Below are 25,803 nucleotides of genomic sequence, written 5' to 3'. Positions count from 1 at the left end.
GCTGGTCAGGGCGACAAATCCAGTGCCGGCGCGGCCTGTCTGCGGCGGGTGATTGGATGGTGCGGTGGTGCACGCGCTCTGGACTCCCGGCTCGGGCCTGCTGCTGTGGCGAGACGCGGGTGCGGCCGAGCCGGACCTCGACACGGACGAGCTGCCCGAGGCGCTGCAGCGGGCGCTCGCCCGGAAGTTCCGCCACCGGGCCACCGTCTCGCTGCCCAACGGCGACGGCACCCTCGCCGACGTCACGGTGCCCGCGCTCGCCCTGGCGCCGGACGCCGCGGCGGAACTCCTGCTGAACCTGTCGCTCGGCCCGGTCGCCGGTGCCGCCGCGGTCTCCGGTGACCTCCGCTTCCTCGCCCACGTCGCGCGGGGCATCCACCGGTGGTCGCGGGCGGGCCGGGTGGTGCCGGACCTGCAGCGCGCGGACGGCCAGTGGTGGGTGCGCTGGCAGCTGGTCGGCGGCGAGCGGCAGCGTGCCTGGGTCTCCGAACTCGCCGTCGCCATGCCCCCGGTGCTCCGGGTCTCCGGCGGCGGACGGAAGGCGCTCGAAGACCTGATCTTCGAACTCACCGATCCGATCGTCCGGCGGATGCTCGGCAATCAGTCCGCCGCCGACCCCGGTACGCACCCGATGCTGCTGGCGCTGGCCACCGAGACCCCGTTCGCGGAGGGCACCCAGCAGATCGCCAACGAGCTGCAGCAGTGGCGCAGCACCCTCGCGGTCGACGAACCCGAACTGGTGCTGCGGCTGATCGAACCCGAGGACGACGGTGCAGACCAGGCCGAGCAGGCCGGGCCGGCGGTCGCCGCGGACGGCCAGGACCCCGATCCGCTGTGGCGACTCGAGGTCTGCCTGCGCCCGACCGGAGAGGCGCCCCGCCCGGTGCCCGTCCACCTCGCCGACCCCGACGCGGTCCGGGTGGGGGTGCGCAAGCTCGGCGAGGCGATGACCGCCTACCCCCGGCTGCGCGGACTGCCGTCGGACCCGCGCAGCCTCGACCTGCTGCTCCCGCTCGCCGTGGTCACGGACCTGGTCGCGCACGGCGCCCGCGAGCTCGCCGAGGCCGGCATCACGCTGCTGCTCCCGCGCGCCTGGAGCGTGGTCGCCCCGTCGCTGCGGCTGCGGGTCACCAGCCCGTCGGTGCTGGTCGACACCGACGACCGGGCGGTGGGGCTGAACCAGTTGGTGGCCTACAACTGGGAACTCGCGCTCGGTGACGTGGTGCTCACCGCCCGCGAGATGGCGGAGCTGACGCGCACCAAGTCCGACCTCGTGAAACTGCGCGGTCAGTGGGTGCAGGCCCAGGGCGGCGCGCTCGCGGACGCCATCGCCTACGTCACCAAGCGCGGCTCCGGCGACGACTCGACCCTGGCCGACCTGCTCGGCGAGCTAGCGGTCCAGGGCGCGCCGCCGATCCCGGTCGACGAGATCACCTCCACGGGTTGGGTTGCGGGCCTGCTGGATTCGGACGTCGCGCCGGTCAAGATCCCCGTCCCGCCCGGGCTCGAGGCGACGCTACGCCCCTACCAGCGGCGCGGCCTGGACTGGCTCGCATACATGAGCGGCCTCGGTCTCGGCGGCATCCTCGCCGACGACATGGGCCTCGGCAAGACCGTGCAGTTGCTGGCGCTGCTGGCCCACGAGCAGGCCACCGGCGCCGAGGGGCCGACGCTGCTGGTGTGCCCGATGTCGGTGGTCGGCAACTGGCAACGCGAGGCCGCCCGCTTCACGCCGGGCCTGCGGGTCCACGTCCACCACGGCGCGGACCGGCTGCGGGGGGACGACCTCGGCGCCGTCGTCGCCGGACACGACCTCGTGGTCACCACCTACGCGCTGCTCGCGAGGGACGTGGAGGTGCTGCGCGAGTTGCAGTGGCGCCGAGTGGTTCTCGACGAGGCGCAGCACATCAAGAACTCCGCGACCGCGCAGGCCCGGGCGGCCCGGGCGATCCCGGCGGCGCACCGGCTGGCCCTGACCGGAACCCCGGTCGAGAACCGGCTCGACGAGCTGCGCTCGATCCTGGACTTCGCCAACCCGAGGATGCTCGGCAGCCCGCAGCAGTTCCGGGCCCGCTTCGCCATCCCCATCGAGCGCTCGCACGACGAGACCGCGCTGGCCCGGCTGCGGACCGTCACCTCGCCGTTCGTGCTGCGCCGGGTGAAGACCGATCCCGAGGTGATCTCCGACCTGCCCGAGAAGTTCGAGATGACGGTGCGGGCCAACCTCACCGCCGAGCAGGCCGCGCTCTACAAGGCGGTGCTCGACGACATGATGGCCAAGCTGAAGGACAAGGAGGGCGTCGCCCGCAAGGGGGCGGTGCTCGCCGCGCTGACCCGGCTCAAGCAGGTCTGCAACCACCCCGCGCACTTCCTCGGCGACGGCTCGCCGGTGCTGCGACGCGGCCGGCACCGGTCGGGGAAGCTCGGCCTGGTCGAGGACATCGTCGACTCGGTGCTCGCGGACGGCGAACGGGTGCTGCTGTTCACCCAGTTCCGGGAGTTCGGGGCGATCGTCGCCCCGTACCTGGCCGAACGGTTCGGCACCGAGGTGCCGTTCCTGCACGGCGGCGTCCCGCGCGGCAGGCGGGACGCGATGGTCCACGACTTCCAGGCCGGCAGCGACGGCGGCTCCGCTCCGATCATGCTGCTCTCGCTCAAGGCCGGCGGCACCGGACTCAACCTCACCGCCGCCAACCACGTCGTGCACCTGGACCGGTGGTGGAACCCGGCGGTGGAGAACCAGGCCACCGACCGGGCGTTCCGGATCGGGCAGCGCCGCGACGTGCAGGTCCGCAAGCTGGTCTGCGTCGGCACCCTGGAGGAACGGATCGACGCGATGCTCGGCAACAAGGCGGAACTGGCCGACCTCGCGGTGCAGACCGGGGAGAACTGGATCACCGAGATGAGCAACGACGAACTGCGCGCCCTGATGACGCTCGGCGACGAGGCGGTGGGGGAATGACCGGAACGCGGCGCGGCGGGGACTTCGGCCAGCTCGGCCGGCCGCGGCGGGCGAGCGGCGGCGTCACGGCGGTGTCGCGTCGCGGGGCCTTCGCCCAGTCCTGGTGGGGCCGGGCGCTGGTGACCTCGATGGAGCGGATCTCCGACCCGGGCCGGCTGGCGCGGGGGCGCAGCTACGCGCGCGCCGGTCAGGTGATCAGCTTCCGGGTCGCGCCCGGCGCGGTGGTCGGGGAGGTGCAGGGCAGCCAGGTGGACCCGTTCACCGCGACGTTCACGCTGCGACGCCTCGAGCCCGAGACGGTGGACGCGCTGGTCGACCGGGTGCGGTCCACCCCCGGCATGCTGGCCGCGCTGGCGTCGGGCTCGGTCCCGCGGGAACTGGCGGACCTGTTGCTGCCCACCGAGTCCGGCGAGCTGGACTTCGGGTGCACCTGCCCCGACCAGGGCTGGCCGTGCAAGCACGCGGCGGCGATCGTGTACCTCGCGGCGGAGCGGCTCGACAACAACCCGCTGGTGATGCTGACCCTGCGTGGCCTGGACCTCGACACCCTGATCCGCGGTCTCGACGACGAGGAGGCGGACCCGGCCCTCGACCTCGACGACTACTTCGGCGACCGGATCGAACTGCCCGCGCTGCCGCAGGCGGACTTCCGACCGGCCCCCGACGACCTCGCCCCGGCGCCGCTGCGCAAGGCGCTACGGGCGGCCGGGGTCGAGGAACGCGTCGTCGCCGACGCGGCGCACCAGCTGGCCGGCTACTACCGCGCGCTCGGCGGGGAGTAGCCGGCCGGCCGGGTCAGCGCTGCGAGGAGATGTTGCCGCCGTCGACCACCAGCTCGCTCGCGGTGATGTAGCTGGCCTCGTCGGAGAGCAGGAAACGCACCGCCCGGCCGACCTCCTCGGGCCGGCCGAGGCGGCCGAGCAGGATGCGGCGCTCGAACGTGCCCTCGGGCAGCAGGTCCACGGTGGGCTGCAGCATCGGGGTGAGGATCTGTCCGGGCGAGACGCAGTTGATGCGGATGCCGTCCGGGCCGAGTCGGTCCGCGAGCGAGCGGACCATGGCCAGCATGCCGCCCTTGGCGGCGCTGTAGACCGGGTTGATCGCGTTGCCGAGGGTGGCGTTGATCGAGGCGATGCCGACGACCGCCGATCCCGGGTTCGCGGTGAAGTCCGGCATCAGCTCCTTGACCAGCAGGATCAGCGGACGCAGATGGGTGTTGATGCCGAGGTCCCAGACGTCGACCGTGACGCCCTCGAGCGAACCGGTGTCCACGACGCCGGCGGCGTGCACCAGGCCGCCGATCTTCGGCAGCGCCGCGCGCGTGGTCGCCAGGGCGTCGGCGTAGAGCGCGGGGTCGCTGAGGTCGACCCCGACGCCGATCGCGTCGACACCGAACTCGTCGGCGATCTCGGCCGCACCGGACTTGGCCCTGGTCTCGTTGATGTCCCACAGGGCGACGGGGCGACCGGCCTCGGCGAGCGCGCGGGCGGACGCCAGGCCGATGCCGGAGGCGCCGCCGGTGACGATCACCGCGGTGGTGGGGGAGGCGAGGTTGGAGACGGGTGATTCAGGCATGTCCCGACACTCCGCCAGCCCCGGGGGTGACGCAATCCCCGTTTCCCACTGAGCGGCCACGGCAACCCTAGACATACATGGACATCCAACTATAGGATGGCAATGTATTCAGACAGTGCTGCGCGACGACGCCGCGGGCTTCCTCATGAGGACGGGTTGAAGAAAATGGTTCGTGAGCTAACTCATTTCATCGGCGGCAAGGCCGTCGCAGGCACCTCCGGCAAGTTCGGTGACGTCTTCGACCCGAACACCGGCCAGGTGCAGTCCCGGGTGCCGCTGGCCTCCAAGTCCGAGGTCGAGGCCGTCGTCGCCAACGCCGCCGAGGCGCAGCGCGAGTGGGCGGCGTTCAACCCGCAGAAGCGGGCCCGCGTGCTGATGAAGTTCGTCGCGCTCGTCAACGACGAGATGGACTCGCTCGCGGCGCTGCTCTCCTCCGAGCACGGCAAGACCATCCCCGACGCCAAGGGCGACATCCAGCGCGGCCTCGAGGTGATCGAGTTCGCCATCGGCATCCCGCACCTCCTCAAGGGCGAGTACACCGAGAGCGCCGGCACCGGCATCGACGTCTACTCGATGCGTCAGCCGCTCGGCGTCGTCGCCGGCATCACGCCGTTCAACTTCCCGGCGATGATCCCGCTGTGGAAGGCCGGTCCGGCGCTGGCGTGCGGCAACGCGTTCGTGCTCAAGCCGTCCGAGCGGGACCCCTCGGTGCCGCTGCGGCTCGCGGAACTGTTCCTCGAGGCGGGCCTGCCCGCCGGGGTGTTCAACGTCGTCAACGGCGACAAGGAGGCCGTCGACGCGCTGCTGCACGACCCGCGTGTCAAGGCCGTCGGCTTCGTCGGCTCCACCCCGATCGCGCAGTACATCTACGAGACCGCCACCGCCAACGGCAAGCGCGCGCAGTGCTTCGGCGGCGCCAAGAACCACGCCATCGTGATGCCCGACGCGGACCTCGACGACGTCGCGGACCAGCTGATCGGCGCCGGCTACGGTTCCGCCGGCCAGCGATGCATGGCCATCTCGGTGGCCGTGCCGGTCGGCGAGGAGACCGCGGACAAGCTGGTCGAGAAGCTCACCGAGCGGGTGCACAAGCTCAACGTCGGAAAGTCGGACGAGAAGGGCGTCGACTTCGGCCCGCTCGTCAGCGCGGACGCCGTGCAGCGAGTCCTGGACTACACCCAGATCGCGGCCGACGAGGGCGCCGACGTGGTCGTCGACGGCCGCGAGCAGAAGATCGAGGGGGCGGGCGACGGATTCTTCGCGGGCGCAACGCTGCTCGACCGGGTGACCAAGGACATGCGGGTGTACAAGGAGGAGATCTTCGGACCCGTGCTGCTCGTCGTCCGCGCACACGACTACGAGGAGGCCCTCGCGCTGCCGTCGGACCACGAGTACGGCAACGGCGTCGCGATCTTCACCCGCGACGGCGACACCGCCCGCGACTTCGCGAGCCGTGTCGAGGTCGGCATGGTCGGCATCAACGTGCCCATCCCGGTGCCGATCGCGTACCACACCTTCGGCGGCTGGAAGGCCTCCGGTTTCGGGGACCTGAACCAGCACGGCCCGGACTCGATCCGCTTCTACACCAAGACCAAGACGATCACCCAGCGTTGGCCCTCCGGCACCAAGGAGCACGCCACGGACCACTTCGTCATCCCCACGATGGACTAGGACAGACATGTTCACCCTCACCGATGACGAGCGGGCGATCTGCGACACCGCTCGCGACTTCGCCGCGGAGTGCCTGGCGCCCAACGCAGTCGAATGGGACCAGACCAAGCACTTCCCGGTCGACGTGCTGCGCAAGGCGGCCGCGCTCGGCATGGGCGGGATCTACATCCGCGAGGACGTGGGCGGCTCGGGCCTGACCCGGCTCGACGCCGTCCGCATCTTCGAGCAGCTCGCCACCGGCGACCCGTCGCTCGCCGCCTACGTGTCCATCCACAACATGGTCACCTGGATGATCGACTCCTACGGCACCGACGAGCAGCGTCACCAGTGGGTGCCCGGGCTGTGCTCGATGGACCAGCTAGGCAGCTACTGCCTCACCGAGCCGGGTGCCGGTTCGGACGCGGCGGCCCTGAGCACCAAGGCGGTTCGCGACGGCGACGAGTACGTGCTCACCGGGGTCAAGCAGTTCATCTCCGGCGCCGGCACCTCCGACGTCTACGTGGTGATGGCCCGGACCGGCGCGCCCGGCCCGAAGGGCATCTCCGCGTTCGTCGTGCCGCGGGAGTCCGCCGGGCTCTCGTTCGGCGCCAACGAGAAGAAGATGGGCTGGAACGCACAGCCCACCCGCCAGGTCATCCTCGACGAGGTGCGGGTGCCCGCGGCCAACCTCCTCGGCAACGAGGGCGACGGCTTCAAGATCGCGATGTCCGGGCTGAACGGCGGCCGGCTCAACATCGCCGCCTGTTCGGTCGGCGGCGCGCAGGCGGCGATGGGCAAGGCGGTCGACTACCTGGCCCAGCGCAAGGCATTCGGTGAGGCGCTGCTGGGCTCGCAGGCCCTGCAGTTCCAGCTCGCCGACATGCGCACCGAGCTGGAGGCGGCGCGGACACTGCTGTGGCGGGCCGCGGCGGCGCTCGACGAGAACGCCCCCGACAAGGTCGAGCTGTGCGCGATGGCCAAGCGCTTCGCCACCGACACCGGCTTCGAGGTGGCCAACCGGGCACTGCAGATGCATGGCGGCTACGGCTATCTCGCCGAGTACGGGCTGGAGAAAATTGTCCGCGATCTGCGTGTGCACCAGATTCTCGAGGGCAGCAACGAGATCATGAGGGTAGTCATCGCGCGCGCGGTCGTCGGCTCGGCCGGCCCCGCGTGAGCGGACCGATCGATTCGACAGGAGAAGGAGAGTGCAGGCAGTGAGCGAGCCCATCGGCGAGCCGGAGGTCCTGGTCGAGGTGTCCGGCGGCCTCGGCCGGCTGGTCCTCAACCGACCCAAGGCGATCAACGCGCTCAACCACAGCATGGTGCGGCAGATCGCGTCCGCGCTGATCGAGTGGGGCGACGACGACTCCGTGCACGCCGTGGTGCTGACCGGCGCGGGGGAGCGCGGCCTGTGCGCGGGCGGCGACATCGTCTCGATCTACCACGACGCCAGGACCGGCGGCGACGGCTCGCGCGACTTCTGGCGCGACGAGTACGTGCTCAACGCGGCGATCGCGGCCTACCGCAAGCCGTACGTGGCGATCATGGACGGCATCGTGATGGGCGGCGGCGTCGGCGTCTCCGCGCACGGCAGCGTCCGCATCGTCACCGAGCGCTCGATGATCGGGATGCCCGAGGTGGGCATCGGATTCGTGCCGGACGTCGGCGGCACCTACCTGCTCTCCCGGGCCCCGGGCGAGTTGGGCACCCACATCGCGCTGACCACGGCCCGGCTCAGTGCGGGTGACGCCCTCTACTGCGGACTGGCCGACCACTTCGTCCCGTCCGACCGGCTGGACGCCTTCGTCGCCGCCCTCTCCGGCGGCGCCGTCGTGGACGCGGTGGCCGAGTTCGCCGAGCCCGCACCGGCATCCGCCCTGCAGGCGCAGCGCGAGTGGATCGACGCCGCCTACTCGGCGGACACGGTCGAGGAGATCGTCGCGCGGCTGCGTGCCCACGGGTCGCCGGACGCCGCCGCCGCGGCCGAGCAGGTGCTCACGAAGTCGCCGACCGCGGCCAAGGTGACGCTGCGGTCGCTGCGGCAGGCCCGCGGGCAGTCCAGCCTCGAGGCCGTGCTGAACGAGGAGTACCGGGTGTCGTCGGCCTGCCTGGCGTCCCACGACCTGGTCGAGGGGATCCGCGCGCAGGTGGTGGAGAAGGACCGCAACCCGAAGTGGTCGCCGGCGACGCTCGAGGAGGTCACCGCCGAGCAGGTGGACGGTTTCTTCGCGGCACTCGGCGACCTCGAACTCGGGCTGCACGAGGACGCGGCGCCGACGCGCGCCAGTGAACTGAGCACGCAGTGAACCACAATGTTGGGGAAGGAAATCAGATGAGCGCCGCAGAAAACCTCCGGATCGGTTTCGTCGGGCTCGGGCACATGGGCGGCCCGATGGCCGCGAACCTGGCCAAGTCCGGCTACGAGGTGGTCGGCTTCGACCTGGCACCCGCCGCGCTGGAACAGGCTCGGCGCGACGGCATCACGGTCGCGGACTCCGCCAACGACGCGGCCGCCGGTGCCGACGTGGTCGTCACCATGCTGCCGAGCGGCAAGCACGTCCTCGACCTGTACGCCGGCGGGCTGCTTGCGGCGGCGACCCCGGGGACGCTGTTCATCGACTCGTCCACCATCGACGTGGCGGACGCCCGCGCCGCCCACGACCTCGCCGTCGCGGCGGGGCACCGCTCGGTGGACGCCCCCGTCTCCGGCGGCGTGGTCGGTGCCACGGCAGGCACCCTCGCGTTCATGGTCGGCGGCTCGGACGAGGACTTCGAGTCGGCCCGGCCGCTCCTGGACGTGATGGGCCGAAAGGTGGTGCACTGCGGCGGTCCCGGCGTCGGTCAGGCCGCCAAGATCTGCAACAACATGATTCTCGGCGTCTCGATGATCGCGATCAGCGAGGCGTTCGTGCTGGGCGAGAAGCTCGGCCTGAGCAACCAGGCGCTGTTCGACGTCGCCTCCAACGCCTCGGGCCAGTGCTGGGCGCTGAGCACCAACTGCCCGGTTCCGGGTCCGGTGCCGACCAGCCCCGCGAACAACGACTACCAGCCCGGGTTCGCCGCGGCGCTGATGGACAAGGACCTCGGCCTGGCCGCGAACGCGCTGCGCAGCAACGGCGTTCCCGGCGAGCTCGGCCTGCGCGCCGCCGAGATCTACTCCCGCTTCCACCAGGAGACGGGCGGCGGGCTGGACTTCTCCGCCATCGTCACCGACATCCGCAACCGTGCCGACGAGGAGAACGCGTGAGCGACTTCGAGACCATCCTGCTCGACCGGCGCGGACGCGTCGGTGTCATCACCCTGAACCGCCCGAAGGCGCTCAACGCCCTCAACGCCCAGCTGATGGGCGAGGTGGTCGCGGCGGTCGAGGAGCTCGAGCAGGACCCGGAGATCGGCGCGATCCTGATCACCGGCTCCGAGCGGGCCTTCGCCGCGGGCGCGGACATCAAGGAGATGCAGCCGAAGACCTTCGCCGACGTCTACGCGGAGGACCTGTTCACGCACTGGGACCGGCTCTCCGCGGCCCGCAAGCCGATCGTCGCGGCGGTCGCCGGCTACGCCCTCGGCGGCGGCTGCGAACTGGCGATGCTGTGCGACTTCATCATTGCCGCGGACACGGCGAAGTTCGGCCAGCCGGAGATCAAGCTCGGCGTGATCCCGGGAATCGGTGGCTCGCAACGGTTGACGCGCGCGGTCGGCAAGGCGAAGGCGATGGACCTGTGCCTGACCGGGCGCAACATGGACGCCGAGGAGGCCGAGCGTGCGGGCCTGGTCGCGCGGATCGTCCCGGCCGCGGACCTGCTCGACGAGGCGCTGAAGGCCGCGACCACCATCGCCGAGATGTCGCTGCCCATCGCGATGATGGCGAAGGAGGCCGTGAACCGCTCGTTCGAGACCACCCTCGCGGAGGGAGTCCGGTTCGAACGTCGGGTGTTCCACTCGACCTTCGCGACCGCCGACCAGAAGGAAGGCATGGCCGCCTTCATCGAGAAGCGGGCGCCGAACTTCAGCCACCGCTGACCGGCCGGCCGCCGGTCCGGCTCGTCACCGAGCCCGGCCGGCGGCTACCAGCCCCGGGTGCCGACCGCAGAGTCGGCGGCGGCGAGGATCACCGCACCCCGCGCCGACACCGCGGCCGGCTCCGGGGCGGCGGCGACCGGGATGCGCAGCGCCGACTCGAGTTCGGCCTGCAGCGAGGGCATGCCGGCACCGCCACCGAGCAGCACCACCAGCGACGGCGCCGTCCGCGACTGCGTGGCCATGGTGCGCAGCAGCGACGCCGAGTGCGCCACCACCGGACGGACCAGCGTCGCGAGGTCGTTGTTTGTCACCACCGCGCAGGCGCCGGTGTCCGGGTCCGCCACCGTCGTCAGCCGTTCGGCCGCGAGCCTCTCCTTGACGTCCCGGCACACGGCAAGGTCCAGACGGATCCCGTTGCCCGCCACATGGTCCTGTAGCAGCCGGTCGAACTGGTCGCCGCCGACCACCGCGCTGCGCCGCGAGGCGAGCACCTCGCCCGACGCGCTGTCGGCCACGCACAGTGACAGCCCGGAACTGCCGACGTCGTAGAGGGCGACCGTGCCGGTGCGCGGCAGCAGCCCGGTGAACCTGAGGTACCGCAGCTGCGCGGAGGTCTCCGTGAACACCCGGACGTGCTGCCGGGTGGTGGTGGCGGTGGCGTTCTCCACCACGAACGGGTCGATGCCTGTGCGCAGGGTGACCGCGGTGGCGCCGACGAGGGCGCCCTGCTCGACCGCGGCAGCCCTCAGGGTGCGGATCGCGGACATCACCGGTTCGCCGACGTCGGCTCCGGGCCGGCGCCGGACGTCGCAACGCGCCATCGGCTCGCGATGGGGGCGATCGGAATGGGCCAACACCGCCCGGGCCCCGCTCGCGCCTGCCGACACCCCGAGAACCAGCACCAACCTAGAACTCCTCGCCTGTCATGTCACCACTTGGTGGGTGCGTCCCCGGTGTCGAAGTCCCCGGCCTCGCGGCGGAGCTCGGCGAGGATGCGCACAAGAGTGTTCAGTTTATCCGCGGACAGGCCGGGCTGAGCGAACACCTGCGAGTTGAGCTGCTCGGTGGCCCGCAACGCCAAATCGCGTCCGGCCTCGGTGATTTCGATGAGCGTCGCGCGCCGGTCGCTCGGGTGCGGCATCCGGCGGACCAGGTGTGCGGCCTCGAGCCGGTCGACGGCGTTGGTGACGCTGGTGGGGTGAACCTGCAGTCGCGCACTGGCCTTGGCCATCGGCAGCGCGCCGCTGCGGGTGAACGTCAGCAGCGTCAGCAGTTCGTACCGGGAGAAGGTCAGGCCGMTMGGCTTGAGCACCTCCTCGACCCGGGCCATCATGATCTGCTGCGCGCGCATCAGGGAGGTGACCGCGGCCATGCCGTCGGCGACCTCGCCCCAGCCGTGCGCCTCCCACTGGCGGTGGGCCTCCTCGATCGGGTCGAGTGGGAGCGGTTGCGGGCGCGACATACTCGCCATCATCCCACGAGGAGGCAGCTCCGCTGCTCGTGCGCGGTTGACGGGTCTGGGGACCCGGTAGCCGCGCACGAGCTCGCAGAGCCTGTGGGGCTGGATCAGGCCGGTGGCAGGTGGCCGGTCAGGCGGTCGGCGCGCTGCCGCAGCAGTACGTCCGCCCGCTCCCGGTCGGTGTAGATCCAGAACTCGCCGGCGGCCAGGCCGTCGAACAGCGCCTCGGCGGCCGCGTCGGGGGTGACGCCACGCTCGCGGAGGAAGGTGAGCATCCGTTGGCGCACCGCGTCGCCGGCGGGACCGTCGGCGCCCGCGTTGGCGTAGATGGCGGTGTCGACCGGGCCGGGCAGCAGGGCGGCGACCGTGATGGGGGACTCGGCCAGTTCCAACGCCAGGCACTCGGTCAGCGCGAGCGCCGCGTGCTTGCTTGCGACATACGCGGCCTGGGCGGGCATCGTGGTCACCGCGCCGATCGAGGCGGTGGTGACGATGGTGGCGGGGGTGCCGGCGGCCAGCATCCGCGGCACGAAGGCGCGGATCCCGTGGAAGACCCCGCCGACGTTGACGCCGAGCACCCGGCCGAAATGGTCGGGCTCGAGTTCCCACAGGCGCCCGGTGCTCTCGATGCCGGCGTTGTTGACCAGCAGTCGCACCGCCCCGAAGCGTTCGGCGGTCGCGGCGGCGAGGCGTTCGACGTCCGCGGTCCGGGTGACGTCGCAGCGGACGGCGAGCACCTCGGTGCCCGCGTCGGAGAGCTCGGCGGCCACGCGGTCGAGGCCGGCGCCGTCGAAGTCGGCCAGCGCCAACCGCATTCCGAGCGTCGCCGCCCTGCGGGAGACGGCGGCGCCGATTCCGGAGGCGGCGCCGGTGACCACCGCGGTCATGCCGGTCAGGTCCCGCAGGTCAAGAGGGGTCATGCCCCGCACGGTAGGCGCGGAGACGTCGGCGCGGCACCGGCGGCTCCCTGTCAGCGGGAGAGTCGGGGGTCGGTGGTGGCAGGTCGGCCGGTAGCGTGCGAGCCGAAGGAGTGATCTTGATCGAACCCAGCACGCCGTGGCGCCAGCACCGTCTGATCCACTTCGTCTTCTTCCTGATGGGCGCCGAGCTGTTCCTGAGTTCGCCGCTGCTGCCCACGATGTCGGAGGACTTCGGCACGTCGATCGCGCGCACCGCGTGGGTGGTCACGGCGTTCGGTCTGTCCTATGCCATCGCCAGTCCGCTGGTCGGGGCGCTCACCGAACACCTGCCGCGTAAACGGGTGATCCTCTCCGGCATCGCGGTGTTCATGACCGGTGAGCTGCTGTGCGCGGTCGCGCCGTCGCTGGGCTGGCTGATCGGCGCCAGGGTGGTCGGCGGCGTCGGCGGTGCCCTGATCGGGCCGGCGATGTGGGCCTATCTCGCCGAGACCGCGCTGCCCAGCCATCGGGGGAAGGCGATCGCGTTCGGCGCGTCCGCGTACGCCGGTGGCCAGATCATCGGCGTGCCGTTGGCGACCTTCGTCGCGTCCGGGTCCAGTTGGCGCCTGGCCTTCGCCGCGGTCGCCGCGGGCCTCGCCGTCGCCGGCACGCTGATCTGGCTGCGGCTGCGGGAATCTCGGTCGGTCGCCGCGGCGGCGCCGAGGAGTCCCGCGGCCGCGCTGCGGTCGTCGTTCGGCCTGTGGCGGGTACGGGTGTTCCGGACGATCATGGCCGGAAACTTCTTCCTCCAGGCGGCCAGGCTGGGCACCTACGCGTACGCGGGCGCGCTGTTCGCGTCGAAGTTCGGCTTCTCCACCGCGGTGCTCGGCCTGGTCGGCGCGCTGGTGGGCATCGGGTCGCTGGCCGGGTCGCTGGCCGCGGGCCCGCTGGTGGACTGGTGGTCGTCGAAGGGGCGTCACGTGCCGGTGCTCAACGTCGGCTGGGGCCTGCTGCTCGCGGCGGCCCTGGCCGTGGCGACGACGGCGTCGAGTTGGCAGCTCGCCCTGGCCGGGTTCGTGCTGGCGTTCTTCTCCGGGACCGGGTTCTTCAGCTCGGCACAGGTGTACCTGACGACGGTGATGGCGGAGCGGCGCGGCGCGGCGGTGTCCTGGAACAACTCCGTGCTCTACGTCGGCAGTGGTGCCGGTACCGCGCTGCTCGGCCTCACGACGCTGGGCGGGCAGGCCTTCGCGGCGGTGTCGGTGGTGTTCGCGCTGTGCACGGTGGGGTTCAGCGCGCGGCTGGCGTGGTCGCGGCCGTGAGGGCGCGGTTCGAATCATCGGCTACCGCGGTCACCTACGAATCGCCCCCGGCTGACGTACACCGGAGGCACGCGGGCATCCGATCGAACGCGAGATGGCAAGCAGGATCGGTGCTGAGATAGCTGGATGGACATCGACCTCGCCGGAATGACCGTGCCGGACTTGCTCAGGCTGTGGGCAGCCAGCATGGACGAGCTGAAATCACGCGAACTGACCCGGACGAACAACAGCCCCGTGGGCGATCTCGCGGAGGCGATCGCGCACGAGCACTACGGCGGTGAGCGGGGGTCGTTCAGCCAGAAGGGCTGGGACGTTCGCACGCCGGGCGGTGAGCGCATCCAGGTGAAGGGAATGCGTCGCACCGCCACCAACAAGCGGGTCGCTCTCAGCGCAATTCGGGATACCGATTTCGACACGTTGCTTGTGGTCATCTTCGACACCGATTTCAACCTCGACCAGTCTTTCACGATGCCGCGTTGCGCGGTCGAGTCGCAGTTCGCACGGAGCAGTTACGTCAACGGGATAATCCCTCGCCTGTCGAAGTCCTTGCTGGCGAGTGAGATGATCACGGAAATTGACCTGAAAGATGCCTACCGGCGAATCAGTACACCTCGGGCAGAGGTAGCGGCGCGGCCGTGAGGGCGAGGTTTCAATCACGCTGATCCGAACCCTGTTCGCCGGCCCGGCCGACCGGCATAGTCCGTAGTCGATGCGGGTGTGGCTGAGTGGTCAGGCACCGGTCTGCAAAGCCGTTCACACGGGTTCGAATCCCGTCATCCGCTCGAGAAATCGGGGCCGGCCAGCCATGGTCGGCCCCGATTCGTGTTGCGCGGGTGAGATGGCTCGACTCGCGGGTGCGTGTCCGGAGTAGGACGAATGCCCCGAAATTGACGCCGGGGCGTCAATCTTTGGAGTAGAACAGGTTTCAGCGCTGTCGGGGGCGTCCACTCAGGAGGAGGCTGATGGTGTCGGGGAAAAGGCGTGCCGAGGAACAGGGAGGTTACGGCGTCCTCGGTATGGGGATGTACGTCCCGCAGCGCGTGGCGACCAACGCCGAGGTCGCGGACGGCGCCGGTGTCACCGAGCAGTGGATCGTCGAGAAGACCGGGGTCCTCGAGCGCCGACGAACCGCGCCGGGGGAGAACACCGCGGACATGGCCGCCGAGGCGGGCCGGCAGGCGCTCAAGCACGCGCGCGAAATGTCGTTGACGGCGGAGGCAGGCGAGGAACCGGGGATGCTCATCGTGGCGACGTCCACGCCTGACCGGCAGGTGCCCGCGCCGGTCTCGGACGTGCACGCGCGGATCGGGCTGGCGCCCATGCCGACATTGAGCCTCGACGGTGGCTGCGCCGGGTTTGCCCAGGCGATGGTGACCGCCGACGCGTACCGGCAGATCGGGCAGGCCGGTACCGCGCTGGTGATCGGAGCGCACCGCATTGAGAACTTCCTGGTCGCGTCCGACCGCAAGACCGCACCGCTGTTCGGCGACGGGGCAGGCGCCTACCTGATGGGCCCCGTGCCGCCGGGCTACGGAATGCTCGCCAGCCGTCTCGTCACGGACAGCACCTTCGTCGACGCCCTGTGCACCCCGTACCGCACCCCGGATTCCGCCGGGGTCGAACCGCTGCACATGGACGGTCGCCAGCTCGCGGAGGTGTTCGTCCGAGAACTGCCGGAGTTGCTCCGGGAGTCGCTCGACGAGGCCGGGCTGACGGTGGCGGACATCGACCATCTCTTCGTGCACCAGGCCAACGTGCAGATGGTGCGACTGTTCGGGCAGGTCCTCGGGCTTGCACCCGAGAAGGTGCCGACCACCGGGCAGTGGGTGGCGAACACGGCGGCGGCGTCGTTGCCGATTGGCACCGTCATGTCCGCGCGTGAGCGGAAGATCCAGCGGGGGGACATCGTCGCGATGGTCACCGCCGGCGCCGGCGTCAGCGGCGCGGTCATCGTCATGCGGTGGTTCTGAGATGGGGGACCAGCAGCGCACCGCGGTGGTCACCGGCGGCGGCGGCGGCATCGGGTCGGCGATCAGCCGACGACTGGCCGCCGACGGTTTCGACGTGGTGATCGCATACTGCGCCAACGAATCCGGCGCCGAGGATGCCGCACACGACTGCCGGGAGTCGGGGGTGCGGGCGGTGACCGTGCAGGCCGACCTCACCGAGCCCGAAGGCGTGCGGCTGCTGATGGACACGGCGGTCGACGAATTCGGACGCCTCGACGCCTTCGTCCACAACGCGGCCACCGCGGTGTTCGGGTCGCTCCCCAAGCTGGCGACCCAGCGGCACGACGATTACCTCCAGGTGTTTGCGCTCAATGCGCACGCGTTGCTGGTCGCGGCCGCCGAGTGTTCACAGCGGATGGCCGACGGCGGCCGCATCGTCAACATCTCCTCGGTCGCCACGGTGCAGGGACTGTTCGGCGGGGCGGCGTACGCGGCGAGCAAGGCAGCCGCCGAGTCGATCACCCGCACCGCGGCCAGCGAGCTCGGCGGACGCGGAATCACCTGCAACACCATCCAACTGGGCCTCGTGGACACCGCGACGGCGCGGGCGGTGACGAATCAGCAGGTGATCGACTTCTACGCGATGCAGGCGCCGGTTCGGCGGGTGGGGGAGCCCTCCGAGGTGGCCGCCCTGGTGAGCCACCTGGTCGGCGGGGAGTCCGGCTGGCTGACCGGTCAGACCATCGGCCTCAACGGGGGATTCCGGTTCTGATGTCGGAAACCACGAACAGTCGAGCGCTCGGCGACGCCGAGGTCGAGGACCTCTCCCGCTGGCTCGCCGACCGGCTGCCGGGCCGGGGAGCGGTGACGGCGGCGCCGCTGGTGCAGGCCGCCGGGCACTCGCACGCGGTCTACCTGCTGACCCGCGGCGAGCTGCGGTGGGTGCTCCGGGTCGCGCCCGACCATCCGGAGGCGTCGGTGGGCGGCGGCTTCGACCTGAGCCGGGAGGCCAGGATTCTCGACGCCCTCGCGGGGACGGGGGTCCCGCACCCGGCCGCGGTCGCCGTCCGCGACGAGTCCGCGCCGACGGGCCGAGACTTCCTGGTCAGCGAGTTCGTCGACGGGATCACCCTCGACCGGGCGCTGCCGCAGGCGTACGCCAACCCCCGCGACGGCCGGGCCGTCGCGGAATCGATCGTCGACACCCTCGCCAGGGTGAACGCCGTCGACTGGCGCTCGACCGCACTCGGCGACATCGCACGGCCCGACGGGTACCTCGGTCGCCAGTTCGACAAGGCCGCCTCGATGCTCGAGCGGTTCCGCACCCGCGACACCCCGGCCCTGCGGAAGCTCCTCGACCGGCTGCGCAGGGACCAGCCCTCGACCTACGACCTGGGGCTGATCCACGGCGACTACAGCGCGATGAACATCATGGTCTCGCGCGAGCGTGCGGCGGTGCAGGCGGTCCTGGACTGGGAGACGGCGACCGTCGGCGACGCGATGATCGACATCGGGTACCTGACCGCGCGGTGGGTGCGGCCCGAGGAGAACCCGCTGGTGGCGGCGTTCGCGCTCGGCGGCCCCGACCCCRCCGCGCACGACCTGCTGCCGTCCCGGCAACACCTCGCCGAGCGGTACGCGCAGGTCAGCGGCCAGTCGATCGAGCTGCTGCCGTTCTACCAGGGCCTGGCGATGGCCCGGCTTGCGGTGGTGCTGGAGGGGCGGGTGGCGGCCGGCACGCGTCGCGGTCGCCCCGAGGCGGCCGCACTGTTCGCGACGATGGCGGACGGCTGCGCCGACCACGGACTGCGGCTCTCGGACGGCGATGGCTGAGCCGCTGCTGGCCGGGGTCCGCGTGGTCGAGTCGGCGAGCCTGCTGACCGGCGCCACGGTCGGGATGATGCTGGCCGACCTCGGGGCCGACGTCGTGAAGGTCGAACCGCCGCACGGCGACCTGATCCGCTGGGTGCTGGGCCAGGTGACCGCCGGATACAGCCCGGCGCACCTGCAGCTGAACCGCAACAAGCGGGCGATCACCCTCGACATGAGGACGCCCGAGGGGGCCGCCCGGTTCCGTCGGCTGCTCGAGGGCGCGGCGGTGTTCGTCGACGGCAACGCGCCGGGCACCCTCGCCAAGATGGGGCTGCCGGATCCCGTGCTGGCGCAGCTGAATCCGGGCCTCGTGCACTGCTCGGTCAGCGGCTACGGGGTGAGCGGTCCGTACTCCGCGATACCGACGCACGGGCTGATGATGAGCGCTCTGGTGGGCGCGAACCCGACGACGGTCGCCGCCGACGGGACGCTCGGCGCGGCGGAGCGCGAGGGCGCGTCGATCAGCGGGCGGGGCGGGGATGCGGCCGTCGCCGCGGGCAGTGCGGCGGCCACGGCGATCTGTGCCGCGTTGGTGCGTCGGGAACGCCGCGGAATCGGCGCCCGGATCGACGTGTCGGGTGCCGACGCGTTGCTGGCGCAGTCGATGATTCCCGTTGTCTACCAGGCGAACCTGGACCGGATTGCCGACACCACGACGTTGCCGTTGCTCAGCGACGGCACYGGCAGGCCGCGGTACCGGCTCTACGCGACCGGGGATCGGCAGGCGGTGGCCTTCACCGCGCTGGAGCCGAAGTTCTGGGCCAGGTTCTGCCGCGCCGTCGGCCGCGAGGACCTGATCGACGCGAGCCCGGACGGGGTGGACCTCGAGCACACGCTGACCGAGATCTTCGCGACGAGGACACAGCAGCAGTGGATTTCGCTCGCGATCGACGCAGGCCTGGCGATCGGGCCGGTCCGCAGCACGCTCGGCGAGATGTCAGGCGACGAGCATCTGCGGCACCGGGGCGTGTTCGTGGACGCCGAGCACCCGGTCGCCGGGCCATTCACGTACGTCGGCATGCCTGGCCTCGTCGACGACGCGCCCTTCGAGGTTCGGCTGCCCGCGCCCGCCCTCGGCGAACACAACGACGCCTTCGAGGACGGCTGGCCGAGCTGAACCGCGCCGGTCGAGTGGGCGCCGACGGGGCGGTGTCCGCCGACGGGAGGGGCGTCAGCCCGCGCTGGGCGGCTGGTCGACCAGTTGCGCGAGAAAGAGCTGTTCGCCGAGCTTGTCGATCAGCTCGAGCTGGGTCTCGAGGTAGTCGACGTGCTCCTCCTCCTCGGCGAGGATCTGCTCGAGCAGGCCGGCGCTGGTGTGGTCGCCCTTCGCCCGGCACATGGTGATCCCGGGTCGCAGCCGTTCGACGACCTCGACCTCGACGGCCAGGTCGGAGGTGAACTGCTCGCGGATGGTCTGTCCGACCCGCAGGGGCAGCAGTCGCTGGTAGTTCGGCAGCGCCTCGAGCATCAGGATCCGGTCGGTGAGCAGCTCCGCGTGCCGCATCTCCTCGAAGGACTCCTCGCGGGTCTTCGCGGCGATCTTGGTCAGGCCCCAGTTCGCCTGCATCTTCGAGTGCAGGAAGTACTGGTTGATGGCCGTGAGTTCGCTGGTCAACTGCTCGTTGAGAAGGGCGATAACCTCGTCGTCTCCGCGCACGGTGACACCTCCGATGGGGGCGGGCTGAACCTTGATCGCAGCCTATCTCCCAATCGGAGTTTTTACGCGCCGAGTGGCCGGTGTTTCTTACGCGCTGATCTGTTCGACCTCGCATTCGGAGTAGTGCTTCTCGATCATCGACTTGATGCGGTCGCGGCACAGTCCGCAGCCGCGGCCCTTGCCTGCCCCGCATCCCATCGCGACCTGCTTGGCGGTGTGTGCGCCCGCGGTGATGCACAGCTGGACCTGGTCCTCGGTGGCGGCCGCGCAGATGCACACGTACATGTTTCGAACTCCTCGATACGACGTCTTCCCAGGCGAGGCTACACTAAGAAGTCGGTGGTTTAAAGGGTAGGCTAACCCAAATCTGACAACCTTCGACCGGTCGCGGTGAAGACCGGACAGCTCCTGCCCGCAGGCGCCGAGGCCCGTGTGTCGGCGTGCAGGCCCGCGTAGGGTCCTACGCATGAGCGAGCGGATCGCCACGTTCACCCGCGCCGGCCTGATCTTCGACGTCCGGGACGCCGGCCCGCTCGGCGGTGCGCCCGTCGTGCTGCTGCACGGCTTCCCGCAGGACTCCCGATCCTGGGACCGGCTCGCGCCGCTGCTGCACCGACGCGGGTTCCGCACCCTCGCGCCGGACCTGCGTGGCTGTTCGGTCGGTGCGCGCCCCCACTCGCGCCGGGCCTACCGGTCCGCCGAGCTGAACCAGGACGTGGTCGCGCTGATCGAGCAGGCGGGCCTGGGTCCGGTGCACCTGGTCGGCCACGACTGGGGCGCCGCGGTGGCCTGGCGCGTCGCCGCGCAGCGCCCGGACCACGTGCGCACGCTCACCGCGCTGTCGGTGCCGCACCCGGCGGCGTTCGTGCGGGCGCTGCTCACCAGCAGTCAGATCGTCAAGTCCTGGTACATGCTCCTGTACCAGCTGCCCTGGCTGCCGGAACGGCTGTTCGCCTCCGACCAGGTGATCCGCCGCGCCCATCTCGGCAGCGGCATGAGCGCCGAGGTCGCGGATCGGGACCTCCCGCCGATGCGCGAGAAGTCCCGGGCCCGAGGCGGATTGAACTGGTACCGCGCGATGGCGCTGACCACGTGGCGCGCGACGGCGGGCAAGGTGCGGGTGCCCACCCTGCACGTGTGGAGCGACGGGGACACCGCGGTCGGCCGGGTCGGCGCCGAGCTGTCCGCCCGGTACGTCGACGGCCCGTACACCTTCGAGACGCTGCGCGGGGTCAGCCACTGGATCCCGGACGAGGCGCCGGACCGGGTCGACGAGCTGCTCGCTCGGCATCTCGTCTGACCGGCAGGTAGTTCCCGCGCCCTCTCGGGTGGGCGAGACGAACATCCTTGGACCGGCCGTTACGCGGCGCGTCGCGCCCGGGACCTCGCGGGGTCGGCGCCCGCCCAGGCCTGCAGCAGCGATTCCGACAGCTGACGCTTGACGGTCCCGACGTAGTCGGCGGCGCCGTGCGGATCGAGGGCCTCGCGGAGCATCTGGATGTACCGCCCGGGTGAGACGCCGAACGTCTCGAGCAGCTCGGCCGGACTCGCGCCGCCGAACGGTGCCCACGTGATCGCGAAGTTGACCACCCACCGCGAGTGCGGGCTGACGGCGCCGTTGCGGGCGAGGTAGTCGCACAGCCGACGCCACGCCTGGATCCGCTCGGCATCGGTCCTGCCGCCGGCGATCATGCGGCACCCGCCGTCGTGGCGGCGGTCGGCGCGGTCGAACTGACGACGAACAGGGGGGACCGCTCGCCGTCGCGCGTCGGCCGGAACCGGACCCGCACGGGAAGGTCGGGCGGGGTCGGGACCTCGCCTTCGATCCAGGTGTAGATCCTCGGGCCGTCGTCGAGCTTGACGATGGCGACCGCGCCGGGGGTCTGGCCCGGGTGCGGTGCGGGAGCCGCCGGCTGCCACGACACGATCGCTCCGGCGCCGGAGCTGAGTACCGCTCCGAGCTCGGTGCCCCGGCAGGAGGTGCACGTCTCGGTCAGCGGCGCGAGCAGCGTGGCGCAGTTCGCGCAGCGCTTGATGAACAGTCCGTCCGACGCGGGGGCGGCCGGCGTGCTGGGCGGGGAAACCTGCTGGTCTTGGTGCATGGGAACCTCGGCGGGTCGTGGCTGGTGATGTGAATCACACTGTGTCAGCGCGCGCCCCTGCCGGCGACGGCCGACCTACCCGGGTGCATACCTGTTTTTCGTCCGGACGGACCGGGGAGCAGATCCCGCCAGGCCGGCCGGATCTGCTCCCCGAGCTGTCTCAGGCGCCGAAACGCTCCTCGACCTCGGCGGCGGTGAGCCCGAACTCCTCGAGGGTGTACTTGTGCGAGGGGCGGCGCGGCCCGCTGTGGCTCTCCTCGTGCATGGCCTCCATCGCCCCCTGCGCGGCGGAGGTCAGCGGCAGGCCGAACGTGGTGTAGATGCCCTCCACGGTGCCGAGCGGGTCCGCGACGAAGTCGTGGTAGTCGACGTCGATGAACTGCGCCGGGTTGTGCCTGGCCCGCGCCTCGGTGAACTGCTCGAGACCGCGCGCCCACAGCTCGAGCTGACTGCGGCCGATCACCTCGCCCTTGAACTTGTTGGACCAGCCGTCGGTGGCCTGCTCGGCGAGGCTGCACACCGACGGGATGATGGTGCTCGGCGCGCGGTGGGTCTGCACGATCAGCGCGTCGGGATACACCGCGAGCAGCTCGTCGAGCGCGAACAGGTGGCTCGGGTTCTTGAGCACCCACCGGCGGTCGCGATCGGGAAGCCCGATCAGCTGCAGGTTCTTCTTGTGCCGCGCGTAGGCGTTGGTCCAGTCCTGTCCCTCGAGCCACTTCGAGTACGTGGGCAGGTTGGCCAGGCACTCGTAGGAGACCGACTTGAAGGTCTGCCGCAGCAGCTGCCAGCACTCCTCGACCTCGGCGGCCGACATGTAGTGCACTCCCATGAACTCGGGGTGCTCGACGTGGTGCTTGCTGAACTGGGCCTCGATGCCCTGGAAGACCGGGTTCGACCCCCAGCTCTCGCGCGGCGGCCGCGGCTGCGGCATCTCGGTCAGCCACATCTCCAGGCCCTGGTGGGCCGGGTCGACGGTGAGCAGCCGGTGCAGGGCGGTGGTGCCCGTGCGGGGCAGGCCGGTGACGAAGATCGGCCGCTCGATCGCGACGCCGGCATGTTCGGGATGCTGCTTCCACGCGGCCTCGGACAGCAGCCGGGCCACCAGCGCGCCGCGCAGGAACACCCGGGAGATCTTGCTGCCGAACGGGGTCAGGTCCTCGTCCCGGGCGTAGGAGTCGAGCAGGACGCCGAGGGCCTCGGTGTAGTCGTCGACGCCGAAGTCGGTCAGCCCGGTCATCTTGGTGGCCGAGGCGTGCAGGTCCTCGACGGTGCCGACGGTCGTCCGCTCGGCACTGGTGCGTTCAGTCATCTGTCTCGACCTTCTAGTGGTGGAACTCGCCGCAGTTGACGTCGAGGCACTGCCCGGTGACGGCGCTGGCCATCGGGGAGGCGAGGAAGAGCGCCGCGTCCGCGACCTCCTCGGTCTCGGGCAGCCGCTTGAGGTCGGTGTTCGCGGCGGTGGCCTGGTAGATCTGCTCGACCGTCATGCCGTACTTCTCGGCCTGGTGCGCGAAGTACCCCTTGAGGGTGTCGCCCCAGATGTAGCCCGGCGCCACCGAGTTGACCCGGATTCCCTTGGGGCCCAGTTCGGTCGCGAGCGACTGCGACATCGCCAGCAGGGCCGCCTTGGCCATCTTGTAGCTGCCGTAGCGCTCCTGCGAGTGCCGCAGCACCATCGAGTTGATGTTCACCACCGACCCCTTGGACTCCTCGAGTGCCGGGGTGAACAGCTGCGTCAGCCGCAGCGCGCCGAGCACCGTCAGCTCGACGGCGTCGCGGATGCTCTGGAAGTCGGTGCGCGCCAACGGCTTCATCGACGGGACGGAGAAGGCGTTGTTGACCAGCGTGTCCACCCGGCCGTACGCCTCGACGCTGGCGGCGACCAGGTGCTCCGCCGAGTCGTGGTCGGTGATGTCGGTGGCGACGGTCACCGCGCGCCGGCCCAGGTCGGTGACCTCCTTGGCCACCTCGTCGAGCCGGGCCTGCGTCCGTGCGGCCAGCACCAGGTCCGCGCCGGCGGCGGCGAACCGCAGGGCCAGTGTCCGGCCGAGTGCGGGGCCGACCCCGGAGATGACGACGATCTTGTCCTGCAACAGGTTTGTCACGGTGAGTCCTATCCGAGCATGCGGTTGGCGACGGCGGCCTGGCGCTCCGCGATGCGGGCGGTCCAGTCCTCYGGCGTGATCTTGTTCTGTTCGTGGAAGGGCAGTTTCGCGGCGACCTCGTCGATGCCGACCACCTCGACGGTCGGGCCGTCGGCCGGGGTGAACTCCCGCGAGGTGCGCTGCCAGCGGAACTGCAGGATGCCCCGCGGGTGGCCGACGGTCTCGATCCAGTTGGTGACGCCGGGATTCCGCTCCGAGACCACCATGCGGATCATGCCGTCCGGGTCCGCCTGGGCCTGGGTGTTGTTCAGCGACGTCTGGTGTCCGGTGTAGTCCAGCGAGATGTACCACATGCTCCCGAGCTGGAAACCCTGGTACGGCGCGTCGGACTTCGGGACGGTGATGATCATCGCCTGGTCGTCGGCGAGTTCGTAGTGCCCGACCGAGGAGAACTGGGTGGCCAGGCCGCCCGGTGTCAGCCGCGGCTCGGTCATCGTGTTCACCGGCAGCTTGAGGTAGAACCACTCGGGGAACTGCAGCCAGGTCTTGACCCGGCTGACCAGGGCCTTGCCGGCCCGGGCGAAGCGCTTCGCCGTCTCCTCGGGCGTCAGCGGATCGAACGGGACGCCCCTGCGGTCCACACGCTCGACGCGGACGGTGCCCCGGCGCTGGGACCAGTCGCTGTAGACCTCGCGCACCACCAGCTGTGACGCGCCCGGCGCGAGCGTGAAGTAGTTGCGGCGCCCGGCGTTCTTCTCGGCCCATGCCCCGCCCGCGGGCCCGAACCGGACCTCGAAGTTGCCGTCGGCGTCGATGTCGATGTCCCGGTCGTCGAACGCCGATGCGCTGCCGGGCACGTTGGAATCGGTGTAGTTGCCGCTGAGCACCTGGAAGCTGAGGTCGCAGGTGGTGCCCCGGGTGCCGGTGACGACGTACTCGGCGTCGTCGTTGACGCGGGTGCCGAAGTACAGGGTGTCGGGGTTGTCCAGGCCCATCTTCGTGTACGGGCCGGTGCCCTGGATGAAGCCCGGATGCGTCTTCTCGGTGGCCCAGGCCGCGTGCACGGTGGCCAGGATGCCGCCCGCGAGGTACTGGTAGCCCTCGAGCAGGTCGTGTTCGGACCGGATGTGCGGCGCGGCCTCGACCAGCTTCTCGGCCTCGGCGATCGCCTCGGCCAGTGGATCTGTCAGCACTCCCGCTCCTCGCGTTCAGGTGGTACAAATATGTACCCAAGTGGTAGGAAATTTGTTGCCCCGACCATAGAACGTGTTCTAAGGAGTGGTCAATGGCTGTCGAGCCGGATGCCGTCACCGGGCGCCGTTCGCCCCCGACCGATCGGGTGATCCAGGTGCTCGATCACCTCGTCGCCCGGCCCGAGCGACGGTTCGGCCTCTCCGAGCTCGCCCGGGCGTTGGGGATGAGCAAGCCGACCTGTCTGGGCATCCTCACCGCCCTGGTCGGCGGCGGGTACCTCACCCGGGACCCGGAGGCGAAGTACGGACTCGGGCCGGCGCTGATAGTCGCCGGCCGGGCCGCGCAGCGGGGATTCGCGGTCGGCCCCATCGTCCGGCCGTACCTGGATGCGCTGGCCGAGGAGTTCGGCGCGATCTGCACGGCGTCCGCGGTGGTGGGGGACCAGGTCATGATCCTCGAGGTCGCGGCCCCGTCCGGTGTCGAGGCCGGACGAACCGTCGCCAAGGTCGGGCAGGTGTACCCCTTCGCGCCGCCGGTCGGGCTGATGTACGTCCTGTGGAGCCACGACGAGGACTTCACGCGGTGGCTCGGGCGCGAGCCGGCATTCCCCGTCGTGCTCGATCGCGACCTGCTGCGGAGCGTCGTCGACGACTGCCGGGAGACGGGCTACCTCGTCGAGCGCCTCACGCCGACGGGGCGACGGCTGTTCTCCCTGATGGCCGGGGTTGCCGGTCGAGACCTGCCGGCCGAGCTGCGCGAACTGGTGGGCGAGATGGTCTCGAGTCTCGGCGAACGGGTCTATCTCGGTCGCGAAACGTCCGCGGACGTCGAGTACCCGGTCAGCCTGATCGCCGCCCCGAGCTACGACGCGGACGGGCGGCAGACGCTGGTGATGACCCTCGATGTGGGCGGATCGATCAGTGGCACCGAGATCGCGCGCCGGGGCCGGGCGCTCGTGGCGGCGGCGAACGCGGTGACCGCCGAGGTGGGGGGCCGGGCTCCGGTGCGCTGAGGGCGTCGGTGTGCCGGGG

26 protein-coding genes and 1 tRNA gene are annotated in these 25,803 nt (G+C 70.9%); 16 read left to right on the top strand and 11 right to left on the bottom strand.

Translation table 11 applies throughout. The annotated features are described in order from the left end of the window. Nucleotides 1-64 precede the first annotated feature (64 nt). Both AC1DU4_RS08915 and AC1DU4_RS08910 read left to right on the top strand, forming a co-directional pair. A complete protein-coding gene (locus AC1DU4_RS08915; protein WP_477839018.1) occupies nucleotides 65-2,962 on the top strand; it encodes a DEAD/DEAH box helicase in 2,898 nt (965 codons plus the stop codon). Next, on the top strand, nucleotides 2,959-3,744 hold the full coding sequence (locus AC1DU4_RS08910; protein ID WP_477839017.1) for an SWIM zinc finger family protein: 786 nt from the start codon (nucleotides 2,959-2,961) through the stop codon (nucleotides 3,742-3,744). Before AC1DU4_RS08915 ends, AC1DU4_RS08910 begins: the two co-directional genes overlap by 4 nt. Nucleotides 3,745-3,757: 13 nt before the next feature. On the opposite strand, the gene AC1DU4_RS08905 is transcribed toward AC1DU4_RS08910, so the two are convergent. Beyond that, entirely contained in the window at nucleotides 3,758-4,537 is a 780-nt protein-coding gene (locus tag AC1DU4_RS08905; RefSeq protein WP_477839015.1) for an SDR family NAD(P)-dependent oxidoreductase, read from the bottom strand. Between the two features lie 165 nt (nucleotides 4,538-4,702). On the opposite strand from AC1DU4_RS08905, the gene AC1DU4_RS08900 reads away from it, so the two are divergent. From AC1DU4_RS08900 to AC1DU4_RS08880, 5 genes are read left to right on the top strand one after another with little or no spacing between them, the layout of a single operon-like run. Continuing rightward, on the top strand, nucleotides 4,703-6,208 hold the full coding sequence (locus tag AC1DU4_RS08900) for a CoA-acylating methylmalonate-semialdehyde dehydrogenase (protein ID WP_477839054.1): 1,506 nt from the start codon (nucleotides 4,703-4,705) through the stop codon (nucleotides 6,206-6,208). A 7-nt stretch (nucleotides 6,209-6,215) separates the two neighbouring features. Next, nucleotides 6,216-7,364: an isobutyryl-CoA dehydrogenase gene (locus AC1DU4_RS08895; protein ID WP_477839013.1), complete on the top strand. Its 1,149-nt coding sequence runs from the start codon at nucleotides 6,216-6,218 to the stop codon at nucleotides 7,362-7,364. 40 nt (nucleotides 7,365-7,404) lie between these two features. After that, entirely contained in the window at nucleotides 7,405-8,496 is a 1,092-nt protein-coding gene (locus tag AC1DU4_RS08890; protein WP_477839011.1) for an enoyl-CoA hydratase/isomerase family protein, read from the top strand. Nucleotides 8,497-8,522: 26 nt separating this feature from the next. Then, nucleotides 8,523-9,437 carry a 3-hydroxyisobutyrate dehydrogenase gene (gene mmsB, locus AC1DU4_RS08885; protein WP_477839009.1) on the top strand — a complete coding sequence of 305 codons (915 nt, stop codon included), beginning with the start codon at nucleotides 8,523-8,525 and terminating at the stop codon, nucleotides 9,435-9,437. Next, on the top strand, nucleotides 9,434-10,210 hold the full coding sequence (locus tag AC1DU4_RS08880; RefSeq protein WP_477839007.1) for an enoyl-CoA hydratase: 777 nt from the start codon (nucleotides 9,434-9,436) through the stop codon (nucleotides 10,208-10,210). Before mmsB ends, AC1DU4_RS08880 begins: the two co-directional genes overlap by 4 nt. 44 nt (nucleotides 10,211-10,254) lie before the next feature. Here AC1DU4_RS08880 and AC1DU4_RS08875 read toward each other — a convergent pair whose 3' ends face one another. The 3 genes from AC1DU4_RS08875 to AC1DU4_RS08865 form a co-directional block, all read right to left on the bottom strand. After that, a complete protein-coding gene (locus tag AC1DU4_RS08875) occupies nucleotides 10,255-11,031 on the bottom strand; it encodes a DUF7159 family protein (RefSeq protein ID WP_477839005.1) in 777 nt (258 codons plus the stop codon). A 107-nt stretch (nucleotides 11,032-11,138) separates the two neighbouring features. After that, a complete protein-coding gene (locus tag AC1DU4_RS08870) occupies nucleotides 11,139-11,672 on the bottom strand; it encodes a MarR family winged helix-turn-helix transcriptional regulator (RefSeq protein ID WP_477839003.1) in 534 nt (177 codons plus the stop codon). Nucleotides 11,673-11,776: 104 nt separating this feature from the next. Further along, on the bottom strand, nucleotides 11,777-12,589 hold the full coding sequence (locus AC1DU4_RS08865; RefSeq protein WP_477839001.1) for an SDR family NAD(P)-dependent oxidoreductase: 813 nt from the start codon (nucleotides 12,587-12,589) through the stop codon (nucleotides 11,777-11,779). 110 nt (nucleotides 12,590-12,699) lie between these two features. Between AC1DU4_RS08865 and AC1DU4_RS08860 the strand changes: the two genes are divergently transcribed. The 7 genes from AC1DU4_RS08860 (at nucleotide 12,700) to AC1DU4_RS08830 (ending at nucleotide 18,828) form a co-directional block, all read left to right on the top strand. After that, entirely contained in the window at nucleotides 12,700-13,890 is a 1,191-nt protein-coding gene (locus AC1DU4_RS08860) for an MFS transporter (RefSeq protein ID WP_477838999.1), read from the top strand. Nucleotides 13,891-14,016: 126 nt separating this feature from the next. Next, a complete protein-coding gene (locus AC1DU4_RS08855) occupies nucleotides 14,017-14,529 on the top strand; it encodes a DUF6998 domain-containing protein (protein ID WP_477838997.1) in 513 nt (170 codons plus the stop codon). 72 nt (nucleotides 14,530-14,601) lie between these two features. Further along, nucleotides 14,602-14,672, top strand: a tRNA-Cys gene (locus AC1DU4_RS08850). 180 nt (nucleotides 14,673-14,852) lie between these two features. Then, nucleotides 14,853-15,860 carry a 3-oxoacyl-ACP synthase III family protein gene (locus AC1DU4_RS08845; RefSeq protein WP_477838995.1) on the top strand — a complete coding sequence of 336 codons (1,008 nt, stop codon included), beginning with the start codon at nucleotides 14,853-14,855 and terminating at the stop codon, nucleotides 15,858-15,860. A gap of 1 nt (nucleotide 15,861) precedes the next feature. Continuing rightward, nucleotides 15,862-16,611, top strand: a complete 750-nt coding sequence (locus tag AC1DU4_RS08840) for an SDR family oxidoreductase (protein WP_477838994.1) — start codon at nucleotides 15,862-15,864, stop codon at nucleotides 16,609-16,611. Beyond that, nucleotides 16,611-17,672, top strand: a complete 1,062-nt coding sequence (locus AC1DU4_RS08835; RefSeq protein WP_477838992.1) for a phosphotransferase family protein — start codon at nucleotides 16,611-16,613, stop codon at nucleotides 17,670-17,672. Before AC1DU4_RS08840 ends, AC1DU4_RS08835 begins: the two co-directional genes overlap by 1 nt. Then, nucleotides 17,665-18,828 carry a CaiB/BaiF CoA transferase family protein gene (locus AC1DU4_RS08830; RefSeq protein WP_477838990.1) on the top strand — a complete coding sequence of 388 codons (1,164 nt, stop codon included), beginning with the start codon at nucleotides 17,665-17,667 and terminating at the stop codon, nucleotides 18,826-18,828. Before AC1DU4_RS08835 ends, AC1DU4_RS08830 begins: the two co-directional genes overlap by 8 nt. Before the next feature lie 54 nt (nucleotides 18,829-18,882). Here AC1DU4_RS08830 and bfr read toward each other — a convergent pair whose 3' ends face one another. Both bfr and AC1DU4_RS08820 read right to left on the bottom strand, forming a co-directional pair. Further along, nucleotides 18,883-19,368 (bottom strand): bacterioferritin, encoded by a 486-nt coding sequence (gene bfr / locus AC1DU4_RS08825; protein WP_072846428.1) that lies wholly within the window; start codon nucleotides 19,366-19,368, stop codon nucleotides 18,883-18,885. An 87-nt stretch (nucleotides 19,369-19,455) separates the two neighbouring features. Further along, entirely contained in the window at nucleotides 19,456-19,653 is a 198-nt protein-coding gene (locus AC1DU4_RS08820) for a (2Fe-2S)-binding protein (protein ID WP_072846427.1), read from the bottom strand. A gap of 181 nt (nucleotides 19,654-19,834) precedes the next feature. On the opposite strand from AC1DU4_RS08820, the gene AC1DU4_RS08815 reads away from it, so the two are divergent. Beyond that, the gene (locus AC1DU4_RS08815; protein WP_477838987.1) at nucleotides 19,835-20,668 is read left to right on the top strand and encodes an alpha/beta fold hydrolase; all 834 of its coding nucleotides are present in this window, start codon (nucleotides 19,835-19,837) and stop codon (nucleotides 20,666-20,668) included. Between the two features lie 59 nt (nucleotides 20,669-20,727). On the opposite strand, the gene AC1DU4_RS08810 is transcribed toward AC1DU4_RS08815, so the two are convergent. The 5 genes from AC1DU4_RS08810 to AC1DU4_RS08790 form a co-directional block, all read right to left on the bottom strand. Further along, nucleotides 20,728-21,060: a hypothetical protein gene (locus tag AC1DU4_RS08810; RefSeq protein WP_477838985.1), complete on the bottom strand. Its 333-nt coding sequence runs from the start codon at nucleotides 21,058-21,060 to the stop codon at nucleotides 20,728-20,730. Beyond that, nucleotides 21,057-21,470, bottom strand: coding sequence for a Zn-ribbon domain-containing OB-fold protein (locus AC1DU4_RS08805; protein WP_477838983.1), 414 nt, complete (start codon nucleotides 21,468-21,470; stop codon nucleotides 21,057-21,059). Before AC1DU4_RS08805 ends, AC1DU4_RS08810 begins: the two co-directional genes overlap by 4 nt. 160 nt (nucleotides 21,471-21,630) lie before the next feature. Then, complete coding sequence (locus AC1DU4_RS08800; RefSeq protein ID WP_477838981.1) at nucleotides 21,631-22,782, bottom strand: sulfotransferase family protein; 1,152 nt, start codon at nucleotides 22,780-22,782, stop codon at nucleotides 21,631-21,633. Nucleotides 22,783-22,795: 13 nt separating this feature from the next. Next, the gene (locus tag AC1DU4_RS08795) at nucleotides 22,796-23,578 is read right to left on the bottom strand and encodes an SDR family oxidoreductase (protein WP_477838979.1); all 783 of its coding nucleotides are present in this window, start codon (nucleotides 23,576-23,578) and stop codon (nucleotides 22,796-22,798) included. A gap of 8 nt (nucleotides 23,579-23,586) precedes the next feature. Continuing rightward, nucleotides 23,587-24,771 carry a hypothetical protein gene (locus AC1DU4_RS08790; protein WP_477838977.1) on the bottom strand — a complete coding sequence of 395 codons (1,185 nt, stop codon included), beginning with the start codon at nucleotides 24,769-24,771 and terminating at the stop codon, nucleotides 23,587-23,589. 92 nt (nucleotides 24,772-24,863) lie between these two features. Here AC1DU4_RS08790 and AC1DU4_RS08785 point away from each other — a divergent pair, with 92 nt between their 5' ends. Then, entirely contained in the window at nucleotides 24,864-25,784 is a 921-nt protein-coding gene (locus AC1DU4_RS08785; protein WP_477838974.1) for an IclR family transcriptional regulator, read from the top strand. The last annotated feature ends 19 nt before the right edge of the window (nucleotides 25,785-25,803 follow it).

This window comes from Rhodococcus sp. P4_F5 (assembly GCF_056401315.1).
Note: the sequence above shows the minus strand (reverse complement) of the source record. Positions and strands in the feature narration are given on the sequence as shown.